The sequence below is a fragment of the Lelliottia sp. genome (assembly GCF_045627565.1).
Taxonomy (GTDB): Bacteria; Pseudomonadota; Gammaproteobacteria; order Enterobacterales; family Enterobacteriaceae; genus Enterobacter.
In genome coordinates, this window is the sequence record NZ_JAZQNX010000005.1 from 1 (window position 1) to 16284 (window position 16284).

Genomic DNA, 16284 nt, shown 5'->3' on the forward strand with positions numbered 1-16284 from the left:
CGCCTTTAGGGCGCTTTTTTACATTGGTGGGTCGTGCAGGATGATTCTCGTTGTTCACCCTCCGGGCCGTCGCCTGCGGCTCCGGTGCCTCACTGCGTTCGGCTCGAACCTGCAGCAGGTTCGAATCTTTCAAATCGCAGACAGCAAAAAAGCGCCTTTAGGGCGCTTTTTTACATTGGTGGGTCGTGCAGGATTCGAACCTGCGACCAATTGATTAAAAGTCAACTGCTCTACCAACTGAGCTAACGACCCCTTTCGGGATTTACTTCTCTTTATTCAGGCTGGTGGGTCGTGCAGGATTCGAACCTGCGACCAATTGATTAAAAGTCAACTGCTCTACCAACTGAGCTAACGACCCATTCGGGTGCTGCCTGAATTTTACATTTTACCAATCTAAATTGGTGAGTCGTGCAGAATGACTCGGCTTCGGGCCGTTGCTGAAGCAAAGTTACTCTTCACGTTTAACATCTTAATCAGATATTAAATTGGTGGGTCGTGCAGGATTCGAACCTGCGACCAATTGATTAAAAGTCAACTGCTCTACCAACTGAGCTAACGACCCAAATGGTGGGTGATGACGGGCTCGAACCGCCGACCCCCTCCGTGTAAAGGAGGTGCTCTACCAACTGAGCTAATCACCCTTGTACTGCTGTAATTTTTTGTGGTGTGTCATGTAGGATGACTCGGCTTCGCCTCGCCCTACTGGCCGTTGCTGACGCAACGTTATCCTTCACGTTTTACTATCGCGTTCCACCAGAACGATTGGTGGGTCGTGCAGGATTCGAACCTGCGACCAATTGATTAAAAGTCAACTGCTCTACCAACTGAGCTAACGACCCACTATTTTGCTGCTTTTGGGGTGTTTGATATCCCTTGGCAACGGCGGCATATATTACTGATTTAAGAATTGAGCGCAACAAAAATTTCGATGAAGATCACTTAACTGCTTACGAATCAGGCGGCACGACCAGAAAAAACGCGATTTCTGGTCATGCGATACTCATCCCATCGAACCAAGACGTTTTTGCGCCTGTTTAGCGCCTTCAGTGCCTGGGTACTTACTGACCACCTGCTGATACACTGCCTTCGCTTTTGCAGTATCGCCTTTATCCTGCATGATCACGCCGACCTTAAACATTGCATCAGATGCTTTTGGTGATTTGGGGTAGTTTTTTACCACTGAGGCAAAATAAAACGCCGCATCATCCTTTTTCCCTTTGTTGTAATTCAGCTGACCGAGCCAGTAATTTGCATTTGGCTGGTAAGTCGAATCAGGGTATTTCTTCACGAAGCTTTGAAACGCCGCGATTGCATCGTCCTGACGAGATTTGTCCTGAACCAGGGCAATCGCTGCATTGTAGTCAGTATTCGCGTCACCGCTTTGTACAGGAGCGCCAGCAGAGGCCGACGCACCTGTTGACGGTGCAGGCGTTGCTGTTGCAGCGCCTGTTTGATCTCCAGCCGCAGGTTGCGCACCCGCAGCACCGCTGCTGAGGCTATCCATCTGCAACAAAATCTGCTTCTGACGTTCGACAACCTGGTTTAACTGATACTGACTTTCCTGGATTTGTCCACGAAGAGAATCGATATCATTTTGGTTATCAGAAAGTTGCTGCTGAAGTTGGGTTAAAAGCTGACTGTGAGCATTAGAAATACGCTCGAGTTGGGTGACACGGTCTTCGACCGAGCCTGAGCCGACACTACTGATTGGCGCCTGAGCAAAAGCGGCCCAGGGGGCCGCTATACCAATCAGTAACGACAGACTCAACAAGTGATGTCTGAAGTTACTGCTCATGCAATTCTCTTAGTAAACCAGTACAGCACGACGGTTTTTGGAGTAAGCCGCTTCGTCGTGACCCAGTACTGCAGGTTTTTCTTTACCGTAAGAAACGATGGAGATCTGGTCAGCAGAAACGCCTTTACCCTGCAGGTACATTTTAACGGCGTTAGCACGACGTTCACCCAGGGAGATGTTGTACTCTGGAGTACCACGTTCGTCAGCATGACCTTCTACGGTGACTTTGTAAGATGGGTTGCTACGCAGGAAGTTAGCGTGTGCATCCAGCATCGCAGCGAAGTCAGAACGGATATCGAATTTATCCAGATCGAAGTAAACGATGTTGTTCTGCTGCAGCTGCTGCATCTGAAGACGAGCTTGTTCTTCAGAAGACATGTTGCCGCTACCGTTAGCGTCCATACCAGTACCAGCGCCCATCATGCCTTCGCCGCTCTGGTCGTTGCTTGCATTCTTGTTAGAAGAACACGCTGCGATTGCCATTACAGGCAGAGCGATCATCAGCCCCTTCAGCACTTTGTTCAGTTGCATTTCTAAGATTCCTTTAGTAATCAATTAATTATTATTTAGAGATACGGCGACCAGGCAGGTGATTTTACCTGTCCATCAGTTGCCGGAAGACGCGCTTTGAAACGCCCATCTGTAGAAACCAGATTCAACACGGATCCCATCCCCTGAGAAGAGCTGTAGATTACCATCGTGCCGTTAGGTGCCAGACTTGGCGTTTCGTCCAGGAAAGTTGACGACAATACTTGTACGCCACCCGTCACCAGATCTTGTTTGGCAATGTGCTGCTGACCACCAGCTGAACTCACCATTACCATCGTTTTACCGTCGCTGCTAACATCGGCGTCCTGGTTCTGTGAACCTTCCCAGGTAATACGCTGCGGTGTGCCGCCATTGACGTTAACTTTGTAAACCTGTGGACGACCCGCCTGATCGGACGTAAACGCCAGATTCTGGCTGTCCGGGAACCAGGTTGGCTCAGTGTTGTTACTGCGACCATCCGTCACCTGACGAATCTGACCGGAACCAACGTCCATGACATAAAGATTCAGGCTGCCTGTTTTAGACAGGGCAAACGCCAGCTTGGAGCCATCCGGAGAGAATGCTGGAGCACCGTTGTGACGCGGGAACGAAGCGACCTGACGGACCGCGCCATTAGACAACGTCTGGATAACTAGTGCTGAACGTCCGCTTTCGAAAGTCACGTATGCCAGCTTAGAACCGTCTGGAGTCCAGGCCGGTGACATCAGTGGTTGCGGAGAGCGATGCACGGTGAACTGGTTGTAACCGTCGTAGTCAGAAACGCGAAGCTCGTACGGGAACTGACCGCCGTTGGTCTGAACGACATAAGCGATACGGGTACGGAAAGCGCCTTTAATACCGGTCAGTTTCTCGAACACTTCATCACTCGCGGTGTGACCCGCATAGCGCAGCCATTTCTTGTTCACTTTATAAGTGTTCTGAGCCAGCACTGTACCTGGTGCGCCACCAGTATCCACCAGCTGGTAAGTCACGTTGTAGTCGCCATCCGGGCTCGGGGTTACTTGCCCTACCACCACCGCATCAATACCCAGCGCAGACCATGCAGCAGGTTGAACTTCCTGCGCGGTTCCCGGCTGCTGTGGCAAACGAGAGCGATCTAATGGGTTAAATTTCCCGCTGTTACGTAAGTCAGCAGCGACGATGCCGCCAATGTCTTCAGGCGCGGCACCAGGGCCCGCCCACTGGAACGGAACAACACCAATCGGACGTGCCGAGTCCACCCCTTGGGTGATCTCAATACGTACTTCTGCGTGCAGCACAGCTGCCCACAGCATAAAGAAACTCACAGCTACACGTAATGCCTGCTTCATTATATCTCCCTTATCTGAGTAACATTACCCACGATAATTAGCAGAATGTTAACAAACTCAAATAAACAAAACTACCGACACCCTGCGACTAAACCTGGCCTATTTTTTCTACTTTGCACAGAAAAAATGACTTAAGGTTTGAAGTCCAGCGGTGCATTTTTAAAGACTTCATAAACCGCCTGCGAAGGTGGTTTTGGCATTTTCGCCTGGCGCGCCGCAGCAAGAGCTGCAGTACACAAGGCTGGATCGCCCCCTTCGGACTGAATATCGAGCAACATACCATCTGGCGCCAGTTTTATACGCAACGTACACGTTTTGCCGGCGTAAGATGAGGCATCATAAAATCGACTTTCAATAGCGGATTTTATCTGCCCGGCATAACCACTTATTTCAGCACCCGAAGCGCCGTTATTCTTAGTGTTACCGCTTCCTGCTGGTGACGCATTGTTTCCTTTCGCTCCACCGCCCGTTTTCGGTGCATTCTTACCTGAGCTCAAATCACCGAAGAGGTCGTCAACATCTGACGCAGAGGCTTTATCTGCCGCGGCTTTTTTGGCTGCGGCGGCTTTTGCTGCAGCAGCTTTATCGGCAGCCGCTTTCTTATCTGCGGCAGCTTTTTCTGCAGCCGCGGCTTTTTTATCGGCGACAGCCTTCTCAGCAGCAGCCGCTTTTTCTGCGGCGGCTTTCTCTGCTGCTGCAGCTTTCTTAGCAGCATCAGCAGTGGCTTTTTTCTCGGCTTCCTGAGCAGCCTTCTTAGCGGCTTCGGCTTCCGCTTTTTTCTGCGCATCAGCGGCAGCTTTTTTAGCGGCTTCAGCTTCGGCTTGTTTTTGCGCATCGGCAGCAGCTTTCTTCGCTGCGTCAGCGGCTACTTTTGCCTGAGCATCTGCTTTCGCTTTTGCATCCGCTGCGGCTTTGGCGGCCGCCTCTTCAGCTTGCTTCTGCTGCTGTTGTGCTTTCTTCGCCGCGTCCTCAGCTTGTTTTTGCTGATCCGCCTGCTCTTTTGCCGCTTCTTGCGCCTGCAAACGTTCTTTCTCGAGCTGTTTCAGACGCTCTTGCTCCGCAGCCTGCTTTTCACGCAGTTCTTCGGCTTGCTGCTGCGCCTGTTTATCACGCTGCTCTTCAGCACGTTTCGCACTCGCCTGTTGCTGCTGCTCACGGTTAAAGTTTTGCACTACCGCACCAGGATCTACCATGACGGCGTCGATGGAAGATCCACCGCCACCGCCAGCTGCTGCATCTATATGCTCATCGAACGAACTCCAGATCAGTGCTGCAAATAAAATGACGTGCAGCACTGCCGAGATAATTATCGCTCGCTTAAGCTTGTCGTTTTGTTCGGTTGCCTTTGACACTATCGGTTCCCAAAAACTGTGCAGATGATCAAATAGGTTGCGTCATCAAGCCAACCGACTTAACACCCGCGCTATGAAGCAAGTTCAGCGCTTTAATTATTTCATCGTAAGGCACGTCTTTCGCCCCGCCGATCAGGAAGACCGTTTTCGGATCGGCTCCCAGACGACGCTGCGCTTCAGCGATAACCTGCTCTGGTGGAAGCTGATCCATACGATCTTTTTCGACCACAACGCTGTATTGCCCTACGCCGGAAACCTCAATGATCACCGGTGGATTGTCATTGGAGCTGACCGCCTGTGATTCTGTTGCATCCGGCAGATCAACTTCCACGCTCTGGGTGATAATGGGCGCTGTCGCCATGAAAATCAGCAGCAATACCAGCAGTACGTCCAGCAACGGTACAATATTGATTTCGGACTTGAGTTCGCGACGACCTCGCCGTCCACGCGATCTGGCCATGGTTTACCCCTTGTTACTCTCGGTGCTGGTAAACGCCTGACGGTGCAGAATCGCAGTGAACTCTTCCATGAAGTTGTCGTAGTTCAACTCAAGTTTGTTCACGCGCTGGTTCAGTCGGTTATAAGCCATAACTGCAGGAATAGCGGCAAACAGACCAATTGCGGTCGCGATCAGTGCTTCTGCGATACCCGGTGCAACCATTTGCAGCGTTGCCTGCTTCACCGCGCCGAGCGCGATAAAGGCATGCATAATCCCCCACACGGTACCAAACAGGCCGATATACGGACTGATAGAACCCACTGTGCCGAGGAACGGAATATGGTTTTCAAGCGTTTCCAACTCACGGTTCATGGAAATGCGCATCGCGCGCGACGCGCCTTCTACTACGGCTTCCGGCGCATGGTTGTTAGCGCGATGGAGACGAGCGAACTCTTTGAAACCGCTATAGAAAATTTGTTCGGAGCCTGAAAGATTTTCGCGACGCCCTTGGCTTTCCTGATACAAGCGAGAAAGCTCAATACCAGACCAGAATTTATCTTCAAAGGCTTCAGCTTCACGGCTGGCCGCGTTGAGGATACGGGTTCTCTGAATAATGATGGCCCAGGATGCGATTGAAAAACCAATCAAAATCAACATGATAAGTTTAACCAGAAGGCTTGCCTTCAGGAACAAATCAAGGATATTCATGTCAGTCACTGCTTAAACTCCGCGACAATAGACTTAGGAAGCGCACGAGGCTTCATAATGAGTGGATCAACACAAACAATCAGTACTTCTGCTTCGTTCAGCACTGTATTCTCTGCATTGACGATCCGTTGCGTGAACACCATTGAGGTTCCGCGCATAGATGTTATTTCCGTTTGGACTTCGAGCATATCGTCGAGTCTGGCGGGTGCAAAATACTCCAGCGTCATCTTGCGTACCACGAAGGCAACACGCTCAGCCAACAAAACCTGCTGGCTAAAATGATGATGGCGCAGCATCTCAGTGCGTGCTCGTTCATAGAAAGCAACGTAGCTGGCGTGGTAAACCACACCACCGGCATCAGTATCTTCGTAATAGACCCGAACCGGCCATCGAAACAGCGTTGTATTCACTTTACATCCCGGTAATGCAACAAAAGTTGGAGCTTTCAAACTTCGCTACTATACGCGCGGGAATGATGGTTTGGAATGGGGGAAAGTAAACGGAGAGTAAATTTTTATGGGCTCAGGTAAGCCCATAAGATTAACGGACAGTTCTTATTCAGTTGAAGAAAAAGATCAATCCTGCAAGGAGCACCACATCTGCGATCAGTGGGCAGAAGATCCCCTGCCAGTGTACCGCTTTTGGACGAAATCCCACGCCGTGAATGATACCTGCGCAAACCGCCCACATGATGAGTAACCCATGCCAGATTTCCAGGTCACTTGTTTTCGCTGCAAAGCGCGAAGGATCCCAAAAAATACAACCTGCCAGCAGTAATGCCATCACTAAGGAAAGCGCCCTTAACGGGCGCTTATCCATTACCGCATAAAGCATTGCGATAATTTTCATCATCAGTGATTTTCTTCGCCCGCTTTAGACGCTTCAACATGTTCAAGCGCCAGGGCAGTGATGACACCAAATGCACAGGCAAGAAGCGTCCCTAAAATCCATGCGAAATACCACATATTCAGCTCCTTACTTAGTACAGGGAATGGGTGTTGCTTTCGATGTCTTCTTTGGTGATTCGACCGAACATTTTCCAGTAACACCAGGAAGTGTACAGCAGAATAATCGGTACAAACACGCCAGCAACATAGGTCATCAAGTTCAGCGTCAGCTGGCTGGATGTCGCATCCCACATGGTCAGGCTTGCATTAAGCATCGTGCTGGACGGCATCACGAATGGGAACATCGCAATACCGGCAGTCAGGATGATGCATGCCAGGGTCAGTGAAGAGAACACGAATGCCCACGCCCCTTTTTCCAGACGAGACATCAATACAGTCAGCAACGGCAGCAACACACCCAGAGCCGGGATGGCCCACAGCGCTGGCATAGTGTTGAAGTTCACCAGCCATGCACCCGCCTGGCGAGCCACTTCTTTCGTCAGCGGGTTAGACGGCGCCGCGTGATTAATGGCAGATGTCACCACGTAACCATCAATACCGTACACAACCCAAACGCCAGCCAGTGCGAAGCAAACCAGTGTCACCAGCGCAGCAACCTGCGCAGTAGCACGTGAACGCAGGTGCAGCTCACCAACAGTACGCATCTGCAGATAGGTTGCGCCCTGAGTAATGATCATCCCTACGCTAACTACGCCTGCCAGCAGGCCGAACGGGTTCAGCAACTGGAAGAAGTTACCGGTGTAGTACAGACGCATATACTCGTCGAGGTGGAACGGCACGCCCTGTAACAGGTTGCCGAACGCAACGCCAATCACCAGCGGCGGCACAAAGCTACCGATGAAGATGCCCCAGTCCCACATGTTGCGCCAGCGAGTGTCTTCAATCTTGGAGCGGTAATCAAAACCGACCGGACGGAAGAACAAAGACGCCAACACCAGAATCATTGCAACATAGAAGCCAGAAAACGCAGCGGCATAGACCATCGGCCAGGCAGCAAACAGCGCGCCGCCTGCGGTGATCAGCCACACCTGGTTACCGTCCCAGTGCGGGGCGATGGAGTTGATCATGATTCGACGCTCGGTGTCATTACGACCGAGGAAACGGGTGAGCATGCCCACCCCCATGTCGAAACCGTCAGTGACCGCAAAACCAATCAGTAAAATACCGACCAGCAGCCACCAGATAAAACGCAATACTTCATAATCGATCATTTCACGACTCCTGTCTTAGCGTGCCGGCTGAGTAGCCACAGTGGACTGTTCGTAGTGATAGCGACCGGTTTTCAGGCTGCTCGGACCAAGGCGTGCGAACTTGAACATCAGGAACAGTTCAGCCACCAGGAACAGGGTGTACAGACCACAAATCAGCAGCATGGAGAAGATCAGATCGCCTGCGGTCAGGGACGAGTTAGCCACTGCCGTTGGCAGCACCTCACCAATCGCCCATGGCTGACGACCATACTCCGCAACAAACCAGCCTGATTCGATAGCAATCCACGGTAGCGGCATACCATATAGCGCGGAGCGCAGCAGCCATTTTCTCTGGCCAATACGGTTACGAATCACGGACCAGAACGACGCACCAATAATCAGCAACATAATGATGCCGCTGCCCACCATGATACGGAAGGCGAAGTACAACGGTGCAACGCGAGGAATCGAGTCTTTGGTGGCCAGTTGGATCTGCGCTTCGGTCGCATCGGAAACGTTTGGTGTATAACGTTTCAACAGCAGGCCGTAACCCAGGTCTTTTTTCACATCATTAAACTGGTCACGAACAGACTGATCGGTAGAACCAGAACGCAGTTGTTCGAGCAGCGCGTAAGCCTTCATCCCGTTACGGATACGCTCTTCATGCTGCACCAGCAGATCTTTCAGGCCAGTCACCTGCTTATCGACCGAGCGGGTTGCGATGATGCCCAGCGCGTAAGGAATCTGGATTGCAAAGCGGTTTTCCTGCGCATCCTGGTCAGGAATACCAAACAGGGTAAAGGCTGCCGGTGCAGGCTGGGTTTCCCATTCTGCTTCGATAGCGGCAAGTTTGGTTTTCTGTACGTCGCCCATTTCGTAACCGGATTCATCACCCAGAACAATAACGGAGAGGATTGCCGCCATGCCGAAACTCGCCGCAATGGCGAAAGAACGTTTGGCGAAAGCGAAGTCACGACCGCGCAGCATATAGTAGGCACTGATGCCCAGAACAAACATCGCGCCGCACACGTAGCCAGATGCTACGGTGTGAACGAATTTCACCTGTGCGACCGGGTTCAAGACCAGCTCAGAGAAGCTAACCATCTCCATACGCATGGTTTCGAAGTTGAAATCAGACGCGATAGGGTTCTGCATCCAGCCGTTCGCCACCAGAATCCACAGTGCGGACAGGTTAGAACCGAGTGCCACCAGCCAGGTTACGGCCATATGCTGGACTTTGCCCAGACGGTCCCAACCGAAGAAGAACAGACCTACAAAGGTGGATTCGAGGAAGAAGGCCATCAGACCTTCAATGGCCAGCGGCGCACCGAAGATATCCCCAACATAGTGCGAATAGTAAGACCAGTTAGTCCCGAACTGGAACTCCATGGTCAGGCCGGTCGCCACGCCCAGTGCAAAGTTGATACCAAACAACTTGCCCCAGAACTTGGTCATATCTTTATAAATCTGTTTGCCGGAGAGGACGTAGACCGTTTCCATAATGGCCAGCAAGAACGCCATACCGAGCGTTAGTGGCACAAAAAGGAAGTGGTACATCGCGGTCAAGGCAAACTGTAAGCGCGACAGTTCGACTATATCTAACATCATGACTCCTTGCTCATCGCATGAAGACTCCGAGAGTGAATCACGCCCTAAAGCGGTTCACACGCATGCCCCAATACAAAATTATCTGCGTCCCTACTTCGTCACTCACTTCAGCAAAAGAAGAAAGTCATGATGAAAGGTTGCAAATACGTTAATTAAAAACTCAAATTGATCCCGTAAATATAATACGCTGCAAAGCCCTTACAATAAACAGGTTTTTATTGAATCAGATTTACGTTTTACGACGGTGATCAATATATAGCGAATTTACTACTTTTCAGCCAATTTGATCGGGGACAATTTAACGCCTTTTGTGGCCTTTTTCCAAGGATTAAACATTGATTTAAATCAAAAACGCGCGATTCTGTTAAAGGTGTTTAAATGCACTAGCCATAGTAAATGCAATGTTAATGAGATGTAGATTTGATCGAGGCATTGGTTAGCAAATGCGAAATGGGATATAAACAACAGTGTTTTTTTTTAACGTTGCTTGTCGTCTCGCTTTATAAAACTGACAAACATTTAAGGATAGTGGCTTAGACTTCTTTTTCCATTACGGCAATAGCCCAGGCAAAAATAACATTTATTTCACCCAACGCCATCTTTCAATTAACACCGTCATGCAACTATAACGTTAACGAAATGATCATCGAAACGTCTCAGCCGGTCCGTTCGTGTAAATTTTAGTCAGGTTGGGTACTGCTGAGGGTGACATGTGCAGACTCATGCCGACAGAAATGCCGATGTTCATCGCACTTCCTGCCCGGCACATCTGCCGGGCAGATTTGCTGCCGCTTAGAGCGTAAACGTCATACCGATGCGGTAGCGCGACTCAGCAATGCACCCTTCCCCTTCGTAGAAACCCTGTTTATCGAGATAATCATATTCCACATACGGGCTAAACCAGCTGTTCCATTTATAACGCAGCGTAACGGCATTTTCCGTTGACCAGGATTTGTCATTCTTATATTTATAATCATCATTAACATGTTTATATACTGTTCCCTGCCAGAGCACACTCCACTTGGGGTTGATTTTATAGCCCAGATACAAGTCCAGACGGTTAACGCTATCCCGATGAGACTCTCCTGCACTATTCGTGGTTTCATAGGTATTATAATCATAGCGATAACGTAAACTCGTACTTAAATCCTGAGTGATTTTATAATTCAGCCGGAGATAAGGGCGTATTTGCGTTCCGTTACTGCTCCAGTGATAAATTCCACCGGGCTGGAAACTCCATTTTTCCGATAACGGAATCGTGTAATTAGATTCTATTTCATTGTAATCGGTTTTGCTGTCACCTAATGAATGAGCACCGTCAGATTTATCACCCCCATTGGCTCCCCGGCCATTACTCTTATTGTTTTTATTATCGGTTTCAATACTTGCCCACCAACCCGTTTTCCAGCTTTCGCTGACCTTGTACCGCGATTCATACGAGTGACTGCCTGCCCTGTAGCCGCCCCGTACGTCAAACGTCAGCGCCTGACAAACCACCGGGCATGCGGTAACACAAGCCAGTAATGTCCATAGCCATTTCTTTTGCATAATTCATCCCTTTTATATTTTATTAAACGTGTTGCAGTATTGAACTCGGTGTTGACAACAGGAAGGCATCATATTCATTAATACAAACAGTTCACCCGCATATTTTTAAAAATAAGATCAATCCCACATTTTTCATTGAAATACTGTTTCGTTTTTATATTTATGAAAAATAGATCATTTGTGTAAATGATTTAATAAAACTAATTCATGCCGCCTATATGTTTTTTAAATAATTTATTACCCATCCTATTTTTAAATTTGTGACCCTTATCAATTATGATCATAAAATTTTTCCATACGATAAATTGAAATTACATTTCATTTTTAAAACAACGAAATTTCAACCAACTCATGGAAGCGATGATGAAGATAAAGAAACTACGCTGGTATATTATTTCCCTGGTCATGCTGGGCACAATAATCAACTACCTGGCACGCAGTACTCTGGGCGTGGCGGCCCCAGAAATGATGAAAACCCTGAACTTGTCCAGCGAGCAGTACTCCTGGATCGTCTCCGTCTTTCCCTTCACCTACGCGATAGGCGGGATCGCCTGCGGCTTCATCATCGATAAATTTGGTCTGCGCATCAGCTTTGCCGTGCTGGCGGCGCTGTGGTCGTTATGCAACATGCTGACGGCGCTATTCAGCAGTTGGCTGCCGATAGCCTGCCTGCGTGGCGGCCTCGGTTTGACCGAAGCAGCATTTAATCCGGCGGGTATGAAAGTGACCGCCGAGTGGTTCCCGGCGAAAGAGCGCGGGCTGGCCTGCGGGATCTACAGTCTCGGCACCTCACTCGGGGCGATGCTCGCGCCTCCGTTGGTGGTCTGGGCAATCCTCAACTACAACTGGGAGATGTCGTTTGTGGTCACCGGCGGGATGGGGATTCTGTGGAGTATTTTGTGGCTGGCGTGCTATCGATCGCCGGAAAGCCATCCGGCGCTGCTCAAAGCGGAGTATGACGAAGTTCAGGCGGACAACAGTCTGGTCGTGACGACGGAGAAAGCGACTCTCAGCTCGATGATCAAAGATAAAAACCTGTGGGCCATTTCACTCCCGCGCTTTATGGCCGATCCGGCGTGGGGAACCCTGCACTACTGGATGCCGCTGTATCTGGTCACCGTGCGTCATATGAATCTGAGTGAAATCGCGATGTTTGCCTGGCTGCCATTCCTGACGGCAGACCTGGGCTGTCTGGCTGCCGGATACATCTCGAAGTTTCTCAACAATCGCGGCGTACACATTATCAACGCCAAACGCATCACCTTTACCTTCGCAGCACTGCTGATGGTGTCCATGGCCGCAGTCGGCTACGTCGAAAACGTCTATGCTGCCATTGCACTCTTTTGTATCGCCGGTTTTGCCCACCAGTGTCTGTCGATTACCGTGATCAGCATGTCGTCTGACCTTTTCCCGAAGCAAAAAGTCGCCACCGCCACCGGCTTTGCTGCTTTTACCGGCAGCATGGGCAACTTTGCGTTTAGCCTGTTCCTCGGCGCGATGGTCGCGGTAGTTGGCTACAACGCGTTCTTTATCGGCCTGGGTGTTTTCGATCTGATCGGTGCCGCATTCCTGTGGCTGCTCATCAAAAATCCTGCCGCGGCATTGAAACCTGTGGTCGCGTGAATAGCATTATCAAGAGGGAGATAAAAATGAAAATTCTGACACTGTGTTTCACCGGCCTGCTGTGTGCAGCCCCCCTGTATGCCCAGTCTGCTGTGGATTCCTGCCTGACTTACGACTGCCAGCAGATTCTGGAGATCAAAACGAAGATCGCCCAGAATGACGCCGCCTACACGCCAGCCCTTCAGGCGCTAATGAAAAAAGCCGATGCGGCCCTGCAGCATCCGCCGTACAGCGTGACGCAGAAAAAGCTGCTACCGGCCTCCGGCAACAAACACGATTACTACAGTTTTGGCCCTTACTGGTGGCCAAACCCGGACACCAAAGACCACCTCCCCTACGTCCGCGACGACGGTCATATCAATCCGTCCTCCAAAACCGATGATACGGACAGCGAGAGGATGGCCCATTTCTCTGATGACATCCGCGCGTTAGCCCTGGCTGCGTTCTACAGCGGCGACCCTAAGTATGCGCAAAAGGCGAATACTCAGTTGCAAACCTGGTTCTTGCACAAAGAAACCCGGATGAACCCGAATCTCAACTATGCCCAGGCCATTCCGGGCATCGTGAACGGACGGGGAATTGGCATTATCGACACCCGCGTGCTGATTGATGTCGCCGACAGCATTGTGCTGTTACACAACGCTAAAACACTTTCGGATCAGGATTTTAAACGCTACCAGCGCTGGTACGCTGACTACACTCGCTGGCTGAAAACCAGTCAGAACGGGCATGAAGAAGCGAACTGGTACAACAATCATGGAGCCTGGTACGACACCCAGGTTACCGCGTTCTCGCTGTTCACCGGGGATAAAAAACAGGCGACAGAGCAGATTGAGATCTTTAAGCATCGTCATCTGATCTCGCAGATCAACAGCAAGGGCGAACTTTCTGCGGAGCTTGAGCGCACTCGCTCCTTCCATTACTCCAGTTTCGCCCTCGCCGCCTATGGCCGAATGGGGCGTTACGGGGAGCAGACCGGCAATGACGTGTGGAATTTCGAGCTCGACAGCCGCACCACCAAAAGCGCATTTGTCTTCATCAGCGAGCAAATTGGCAAACCAGCCAGCAACTGGCCTTACAAAGAGCTGAAATACACCCCGGAGGAAGCTACCGGTCCGATGTTGGCTGCGGCACGAGCCTATAAAGATGCCACCTTTACGCAGAGCGTCGCCATTCTGAGCAAAGAGAATGCCGATAATATCAACTTCTTAATGCCCGGCTCTCCGCTGGTAAAATAATCGGGTACAGGTGCAGAGTGAAACAATTTACCGCAGAACAACTTGCCGCCGCCCGTCGAAACGTGACCCCGGCGATCCTCGCCGGGCTGATTGAGGGCAACCGCGACGTCATCAACAGCGACACGCTGGTGCCCGAAACCGGCTGCGCCACCTGGAACCACTACTTTTTCTGCCCGCAACACAGCGTGCGTCTGCAGTGGAACCGGCACTCCCCCAACAAACATCGCTGCCCCGTGGACGGGGCCGTTTTTACCGGCGAACCGTACTACGGCGCCTGGTGGCGCTGGCTCAACGGGCTGAACGCGAAAGCAACCTATGAACTGAGCCTGCTGTGGCTGCTCACCGGCGAGACGCTCTACCGGGATAAAGTCATCGATATTCTGATGCAGTATGCGAAGTACTATCCCGATTATCAGGAGCATGGCGGTATTCCCTACAACGGCCCCGGCAAAGCCAACGCCCAGACGCTGTGCGAGGCGAACTGTCATGCCGATTTTGCCCGCGGTTTTGATCTGATTCGTTGCGAACTGACAGCCCAACAGGACGAATACATAGCCACCCGTCTGCTCCGCTGCGGCGCAGAGTTTCTGATGCAGCACCGCAGCAATCAGATCCACAACCATGAAGTGAAGATCAGCGCCACCGTCGGCATCATCGGCGCCGTGCTGGAAGAGAATGCTTATCTGGAGTTTGCCGTTAACAGCCCCTACGGCCTGCGTTATCAGCTGGAGCACGCCCTGCTGCCGGGCGGATTATGGTTTGAAGGCTCGCTGCACTATCACTACTACGCCCTGGAAGCCTTTTTCGCTTTTGAGAAACTGGCGAAAAACAGCGCGTTTAGCCTGCTGGATCAGCCGTTCTATCCGCAGATGCTCAGCCTGCCGATGCAATTCCTGCTACCGGATATGACGCTGCCGAAAGTGAATGATTGCGTGAACGGCCAGGAGCGGCTCGGTCATGCGGATATCTATGAATTCGCATATTTTTATTATGGCGAAGAGGCGTACGGGCAGCTGCTGGCCTGTCTCTATCGCACCACGCCGCGCAATCATATCGACGCGTTGTTTTACGGCCAGCCGCTGCCCGCTGACGCCCTGCAAGCTCCGACCACCAGCGAGCACCATCCCGGCGCAGGTTTTACCCTGATCCGAAACGCGCCCGGACGGGCGGTGTGTATCAAACACGGTCCTTACGGCGGGGAGCACGATCATTACGATCGTCTGAACCTGATCGTTCTCAACCGGGGCAAAGCACTGTTTCCCGATCTCGGCACCACGGGCTACGGCGCACCGCTGCACTACGGCTACTACAAAAACTCTTTTTCACACAATACATTATGCCTGAACGGGCTGAACCAGCCGCCCGCCGTCCCGCGCGTAATTCGGTATGAGGAAACAGCTGCTGCTACGCGCCTGATTACCGAAGTGGACTGGAGATCCCCCGCCGCCCTGCCGGACAGCAAAACGCGCGTAGAGTGGGATGAGGACGCCTACCGCGATGTAGTTTTCCGCCGCAGCGTGCAGGTCACGGAGAATCTGCTTATCGACCGGTGGGATGTCGAGAACCCGCACGCCCAGTGCGTGGATGCGATCTATCTGATTCGCGGTGAATTCCAGCCGTATAGGCCACAAACCGGGATTAGCCTGTGTTATCCCTACGTCCACCAGGCCACGGAAATGCCACTGAATGGTCAGACTGACTTACGCTTTCAGGCTGATAAGCCCGTGACAATCAGCTGTTTTTCGCTCAGCAACGCGCACATCATTCAGGCCAAAGGGCCGGACAATCCCTCGACGTCTGAACTGGAGTATCTGATTTTGCGCAGCCACGACACGCGTGTTTGCTGGGTGTTTGTGACGGATTTAAGTGGCGAAAGTGAAGTAAAAATTGAGTTACACGAAGGTGAAATCATCGTGACGGATAAAGGTTTGCAGCGGGAATACCAGGCATAAAAAAGGCCGCTTTTCAGCGGCCAACCATGTCGAAACGGACATTTATTATGTCAAAGCTCCCCTT

The 16284-nt window shown here is 51.2% G+C and carries 15 protein-coding genes, 5 tRNA genes and 1 other RNA gene; 3 read left to right on the plus strand and 18 right to left on the minus strand.

Annotated features, from left to right (window positions below; all coding sequences use genetic code 11):
* Positions 1 to 24 precede the first annotated feature (24 nt).
* The 18 genes from ACKI5T_RS02470 to ACKI5T_RS02555 form a co-directional block, all read right to left on the minus strand.
* Positions 25 to 147, minus strand: a non-coding RNA gene (locus tag ACKI5T_RS02470) — RtT sRNA.
* 29 nt (positions 148 to 176) lie between these two features.
* Positions 177 to 252, minus strand: a tRNA-Lys gene (locus tag ACKI5T_RS02475).
* A gap of 30 nt (positions 253 to 282) precedes the next feature.
* Positions 283 to 358 (minus strand) — tRNA-Lys (locus tag ACKI5T_RS02480).
* Positions 359 to 486: 128 nt separating this feature from the next.
* A tRNA-Lys gene (locus tag ACKI5T_RS02485) sits at positions 487 to 562 on the minus strand.
* A gap of 3 nt (positions 563 to 565) precedes the next feature.
* Positions 566 to 641 (minus strand) — tRNA-Val (locus tag ACKI5T_RS02490).
* A gap of 122 nt (positions 642 to 763) precedes the next feature.
* Positions 764 to 839, minus strand: a tRNA-Lys gene (locus ACKI5T_RS02495).
* Positions 840 to 1000: 161 nt separating this feature from the next.
* Positions 1001 to 1795 (minus strand): cell division protein CpoB, encoded by a 795-nt coding sequence (gene cpoB, locus ACKI5T_RS02500; RefSeq protein ID WP_012016640.1) that lies wholly within the window; start codon positions 1793 to 1795, stop codon positions 1001 to 1003.
* Positions 1796 to 1804: 9 nt separating this feature from the next.
* Positions 1805 to 2326, minus strand: a complete 522-nt coding sequence (gene pal / locus ACKI5T_RS02505; protein ID WP_012016639.1) for a peptidoglycan-associated lipoprotein Pal — start codon at positions 2324 to 2326, stop codon at positions 1805 to 1807.
* Between the two features lie 35 nt (positions 2327 to 2361).
* The gene (gene tolB, locus ACKI5T_RS02510; protein ID WP_012016638.1) at positions 2362 to 3654 is read right to left on the minus strand and encodes a Tol-Pal system beta propeller repeat protein TolB; all 1293 of its coding nucleotides are present in this window, start codon (positions 3652 to 3654) and stop codon (positions 2362 to 2364) included.
* A 131-nt stretch (positions 3655 to 3785) separates the two neighbouring features.
* Positions 3786 to 5006 carry a cell envelope integrity protein TolA gene (gene tolA, locus ACKI5T_RS02515; protein WP_407435315.1) on the minus strand — a complete coding sequence of 407 codons (1221 nt, stop codon included), beginning with the start codon at positions 5004 to 5006 and terminating at the stop codon, positions 3786 to 3788.
* Between the two features lie 28 nt (positions 5007 to 5034).
* Positions 5035 to 5466, minus strand: a complete 432-nt coding sequence (tolR, locus tag ACKI5T_RS02520; RefSeq protein ID WP_012016636.1) for a colicin uptake protein TolR — start codon at positions 5464 to 5466, stop codon at positions 5035 to 5037.
* 3 nt (positions 5467 to 5469) lie between these two features.
* Positions 5470 to 6162: a Tol-Pal system protein TolQ gene (tolQ, locus tag ACKI5T_RS02525; protein ID WP_071818725.1), complete on the minus strand. Its 693-nt coding sequence runs from the start codon at positions 6160 to 6162 to the stop codon at positions 5470 to 5472.
* Positions 6159 to 6563 carry a tol-pal system-associated acyl-CoA thioesterase gene (ybgC, locus tag ACKI5T_RS02530; protein ID WP_012016634.1) on the minus strand — a complete coding sequence of 135 codons (405 nt, stop codon included), beginning with the start codon at positions 6561 to 6563 and terminating at the stop codon, positions 6159 to 6161. The genes tolQ and ybgC overlap by 4 nt, the downstream gene beginning before the upstream one ends.
* A 148-nt stretch (positions 6564 to 6711) precedes the next feature.
* Complete coding sequence (gene ybgE, locus ACKI5T_RS02535; RefSeq protein ID WP_131487663.1) at positions 6712 to 7005, minus strand: cyd operon protein YbgE; 294 nt, start codon at positions 7003 to 7005, stop codon at positions 6712 to 6714.
* A complete protein-coding gene (gene cydX, locus ACKI5T_RS02540; protein ID WP_012016632.1) occupies positions 7005 to 7118 on the minus strand; it encodes a cytochrome bd-I oxidase subunit CydX in 114 nt (37 codons plus the stop codon). Before cydX ends, ybgE begins: the two co-directional genes overlap by 1 nt.
* A gap of 14 nt (positions 7119 to 7132) precedes the next feature.
* Positions 7133 to 8272: a cytochrome d ubiquinol oxidase subunit II gene (cydB, locus tag ACKI5T_RS02545; protein WP_012016631.1), complete on the minus strand. Its 1140-nt coding sequence runs from the start codon at positions 8270 to 8272 to the stop codon at positions 7133 to 7135.
* A gap of 15 nt (positions 8273 to 8287) precedes the next feature.
* Positions 8288 to 9856, minus strand: a complete 1569-nt coding sequence (cydA, locus tag ACKI5T_RS02550; protein ID WP_012016630.1) for a cytochrome ubiquinol oxidase subunit I — start codon at positions 9854 to 9856, stop codon at positions 8288 to 8290.
* Positions 9857 to 10651: 795 nt separating this feature from the next.
* Positions 10652 to 11407 carry an oligogalacturonate-specific porin KdgM family protein gene (locus ACKI5T_RS02555; protein ID WP_407435318.1) on the minus strand — a complete coding sequence of 252 codons (756 nt, stop codon included), beginning with the start codon at positions 11405 to 11407 and terminating at the stop codon, positions 10652 to 10654.
* Positions 11408 to 11770: 363 nt separating this feature from the next.
* Here ACKI5T_RS02555 and ACKI5T_RS02560 point away from each other — a divergent pair, with 363 nt between their 5' ends.
* Genes ACKI5T_RS02560 through ACKI5T_RS02570 form a run of 3 tightly spaced genes read left to right on the plus strand, consistent with a single transcriptional unit; the run spans position 11771 to position 16220 of the window.
* The gene (locus tag ACKI5T_RS02560) at positions 11771 to 13030 is read left to right on the plus strand and encodes an MFS transporter (RefSeq protein WP_407435773.1); all 1260 of its coding nucleotides are present in this window, start codon (positions 11771 to 11773) and stop codon (positions 13028 to 13030) included.
* Positions 13031 to 13056: 26 nt separating this feature from the next.
* On the plus strand, positions 13057 to 14268 hold the full coding sequence (locus tag ACKI5T_RS02565) for an alginate lyase family protein (protein WP_407435320.1): 1212 nt from the start codon (positions 13057 to 13059) through the stop codon (positions 14266 to 14268).
* 17 nt (positions 14269 to 14285) lie between these two features.
* Positions 14286 to 16220, plus strand: coding sequence for a heparinase II/III family protein (locus tag ACKI5T_RS02570; RefSeq protein ID WP_407435322.1), 1935 nt, complete (start codon positions 14286 to 14288; stop codon positions 16218 to 16220).
* Positions 16221 to 16284 lie beyond the last annotated feature (64 nt).

Coding starts and splice junctions, on each gene's coding strand:
- cpoB (WP_012016640.1), bottom strand. CDS start 1,795: ATGAGCAGTAACTTCAGACATCACTTGTTGAGTCTGTCGTTACTGATT.
- pal (WP_012016639.1), bottom strand. CDS start 2,326: ATGCAACTGAACAAAGTGCTGAAGGGGCTGATGATCGCTCTGCCTGTA.
- tolB (WP_012016638.1), bottom strand. CDS start 3,654: ATGAAGCAGGCATTACGTGTAGCTGTGAGTTTCTTTATGCTGTGGGCA.
- tolR (WP_012016636.1), bottom strand. CDS start 5,466: ATGGCCAGATCGCGTGGACGGCGAGGTCGTCGCGAACTCAAGTCCGAA.
- ybgE (WP_131487663.1), bottom strand. CDS start 7,005: ATGATGAAAATTATCGCAATGCTTTATGCGGTAATGGATAAGCGCCCG.
- cydX (WP_012016632.1), bottom strand. CDS start 7,118: ATGTGGTATTTCGCATGGATTTTAGGGACGCTTCTTGCCTGTGCATTT.
- cydB (WP_012016631.1), bottom strand. CDS start 8,272: ATGATCGATTATGAAGTATTGCGTTTTATCTGGTGGCTGCTGGTCGGT.
- cydA (WP_012016630.1), bottom strand. CDS start 9,856: ATGTTAGATATAGTCGAACTGTCGCGCTTACAGTTTGCCTTGACCGCG.
- ACKI5T_RS02555 (WP_407435318.1), bottom strand. CDS start 11,407: ATGCAAAAGAAATGGCTATGGACATTACTGGCTTGTGTTACCGCATGC.
- ACKI5T_RS02560 (WP_407435773.1), top strand. CDS start 11,771: ATGAAGATAAAGAAACTACGCTGGTATATTATTTCCCTGGTCATGCTG.
- ACKI5T_RS02565 (WP_407435320.1), top strand. CDS start 13,057: ATGAAAATTCTGACACTGTGTTTCACCGGCCTGCTGTGTGCAGCCCCC.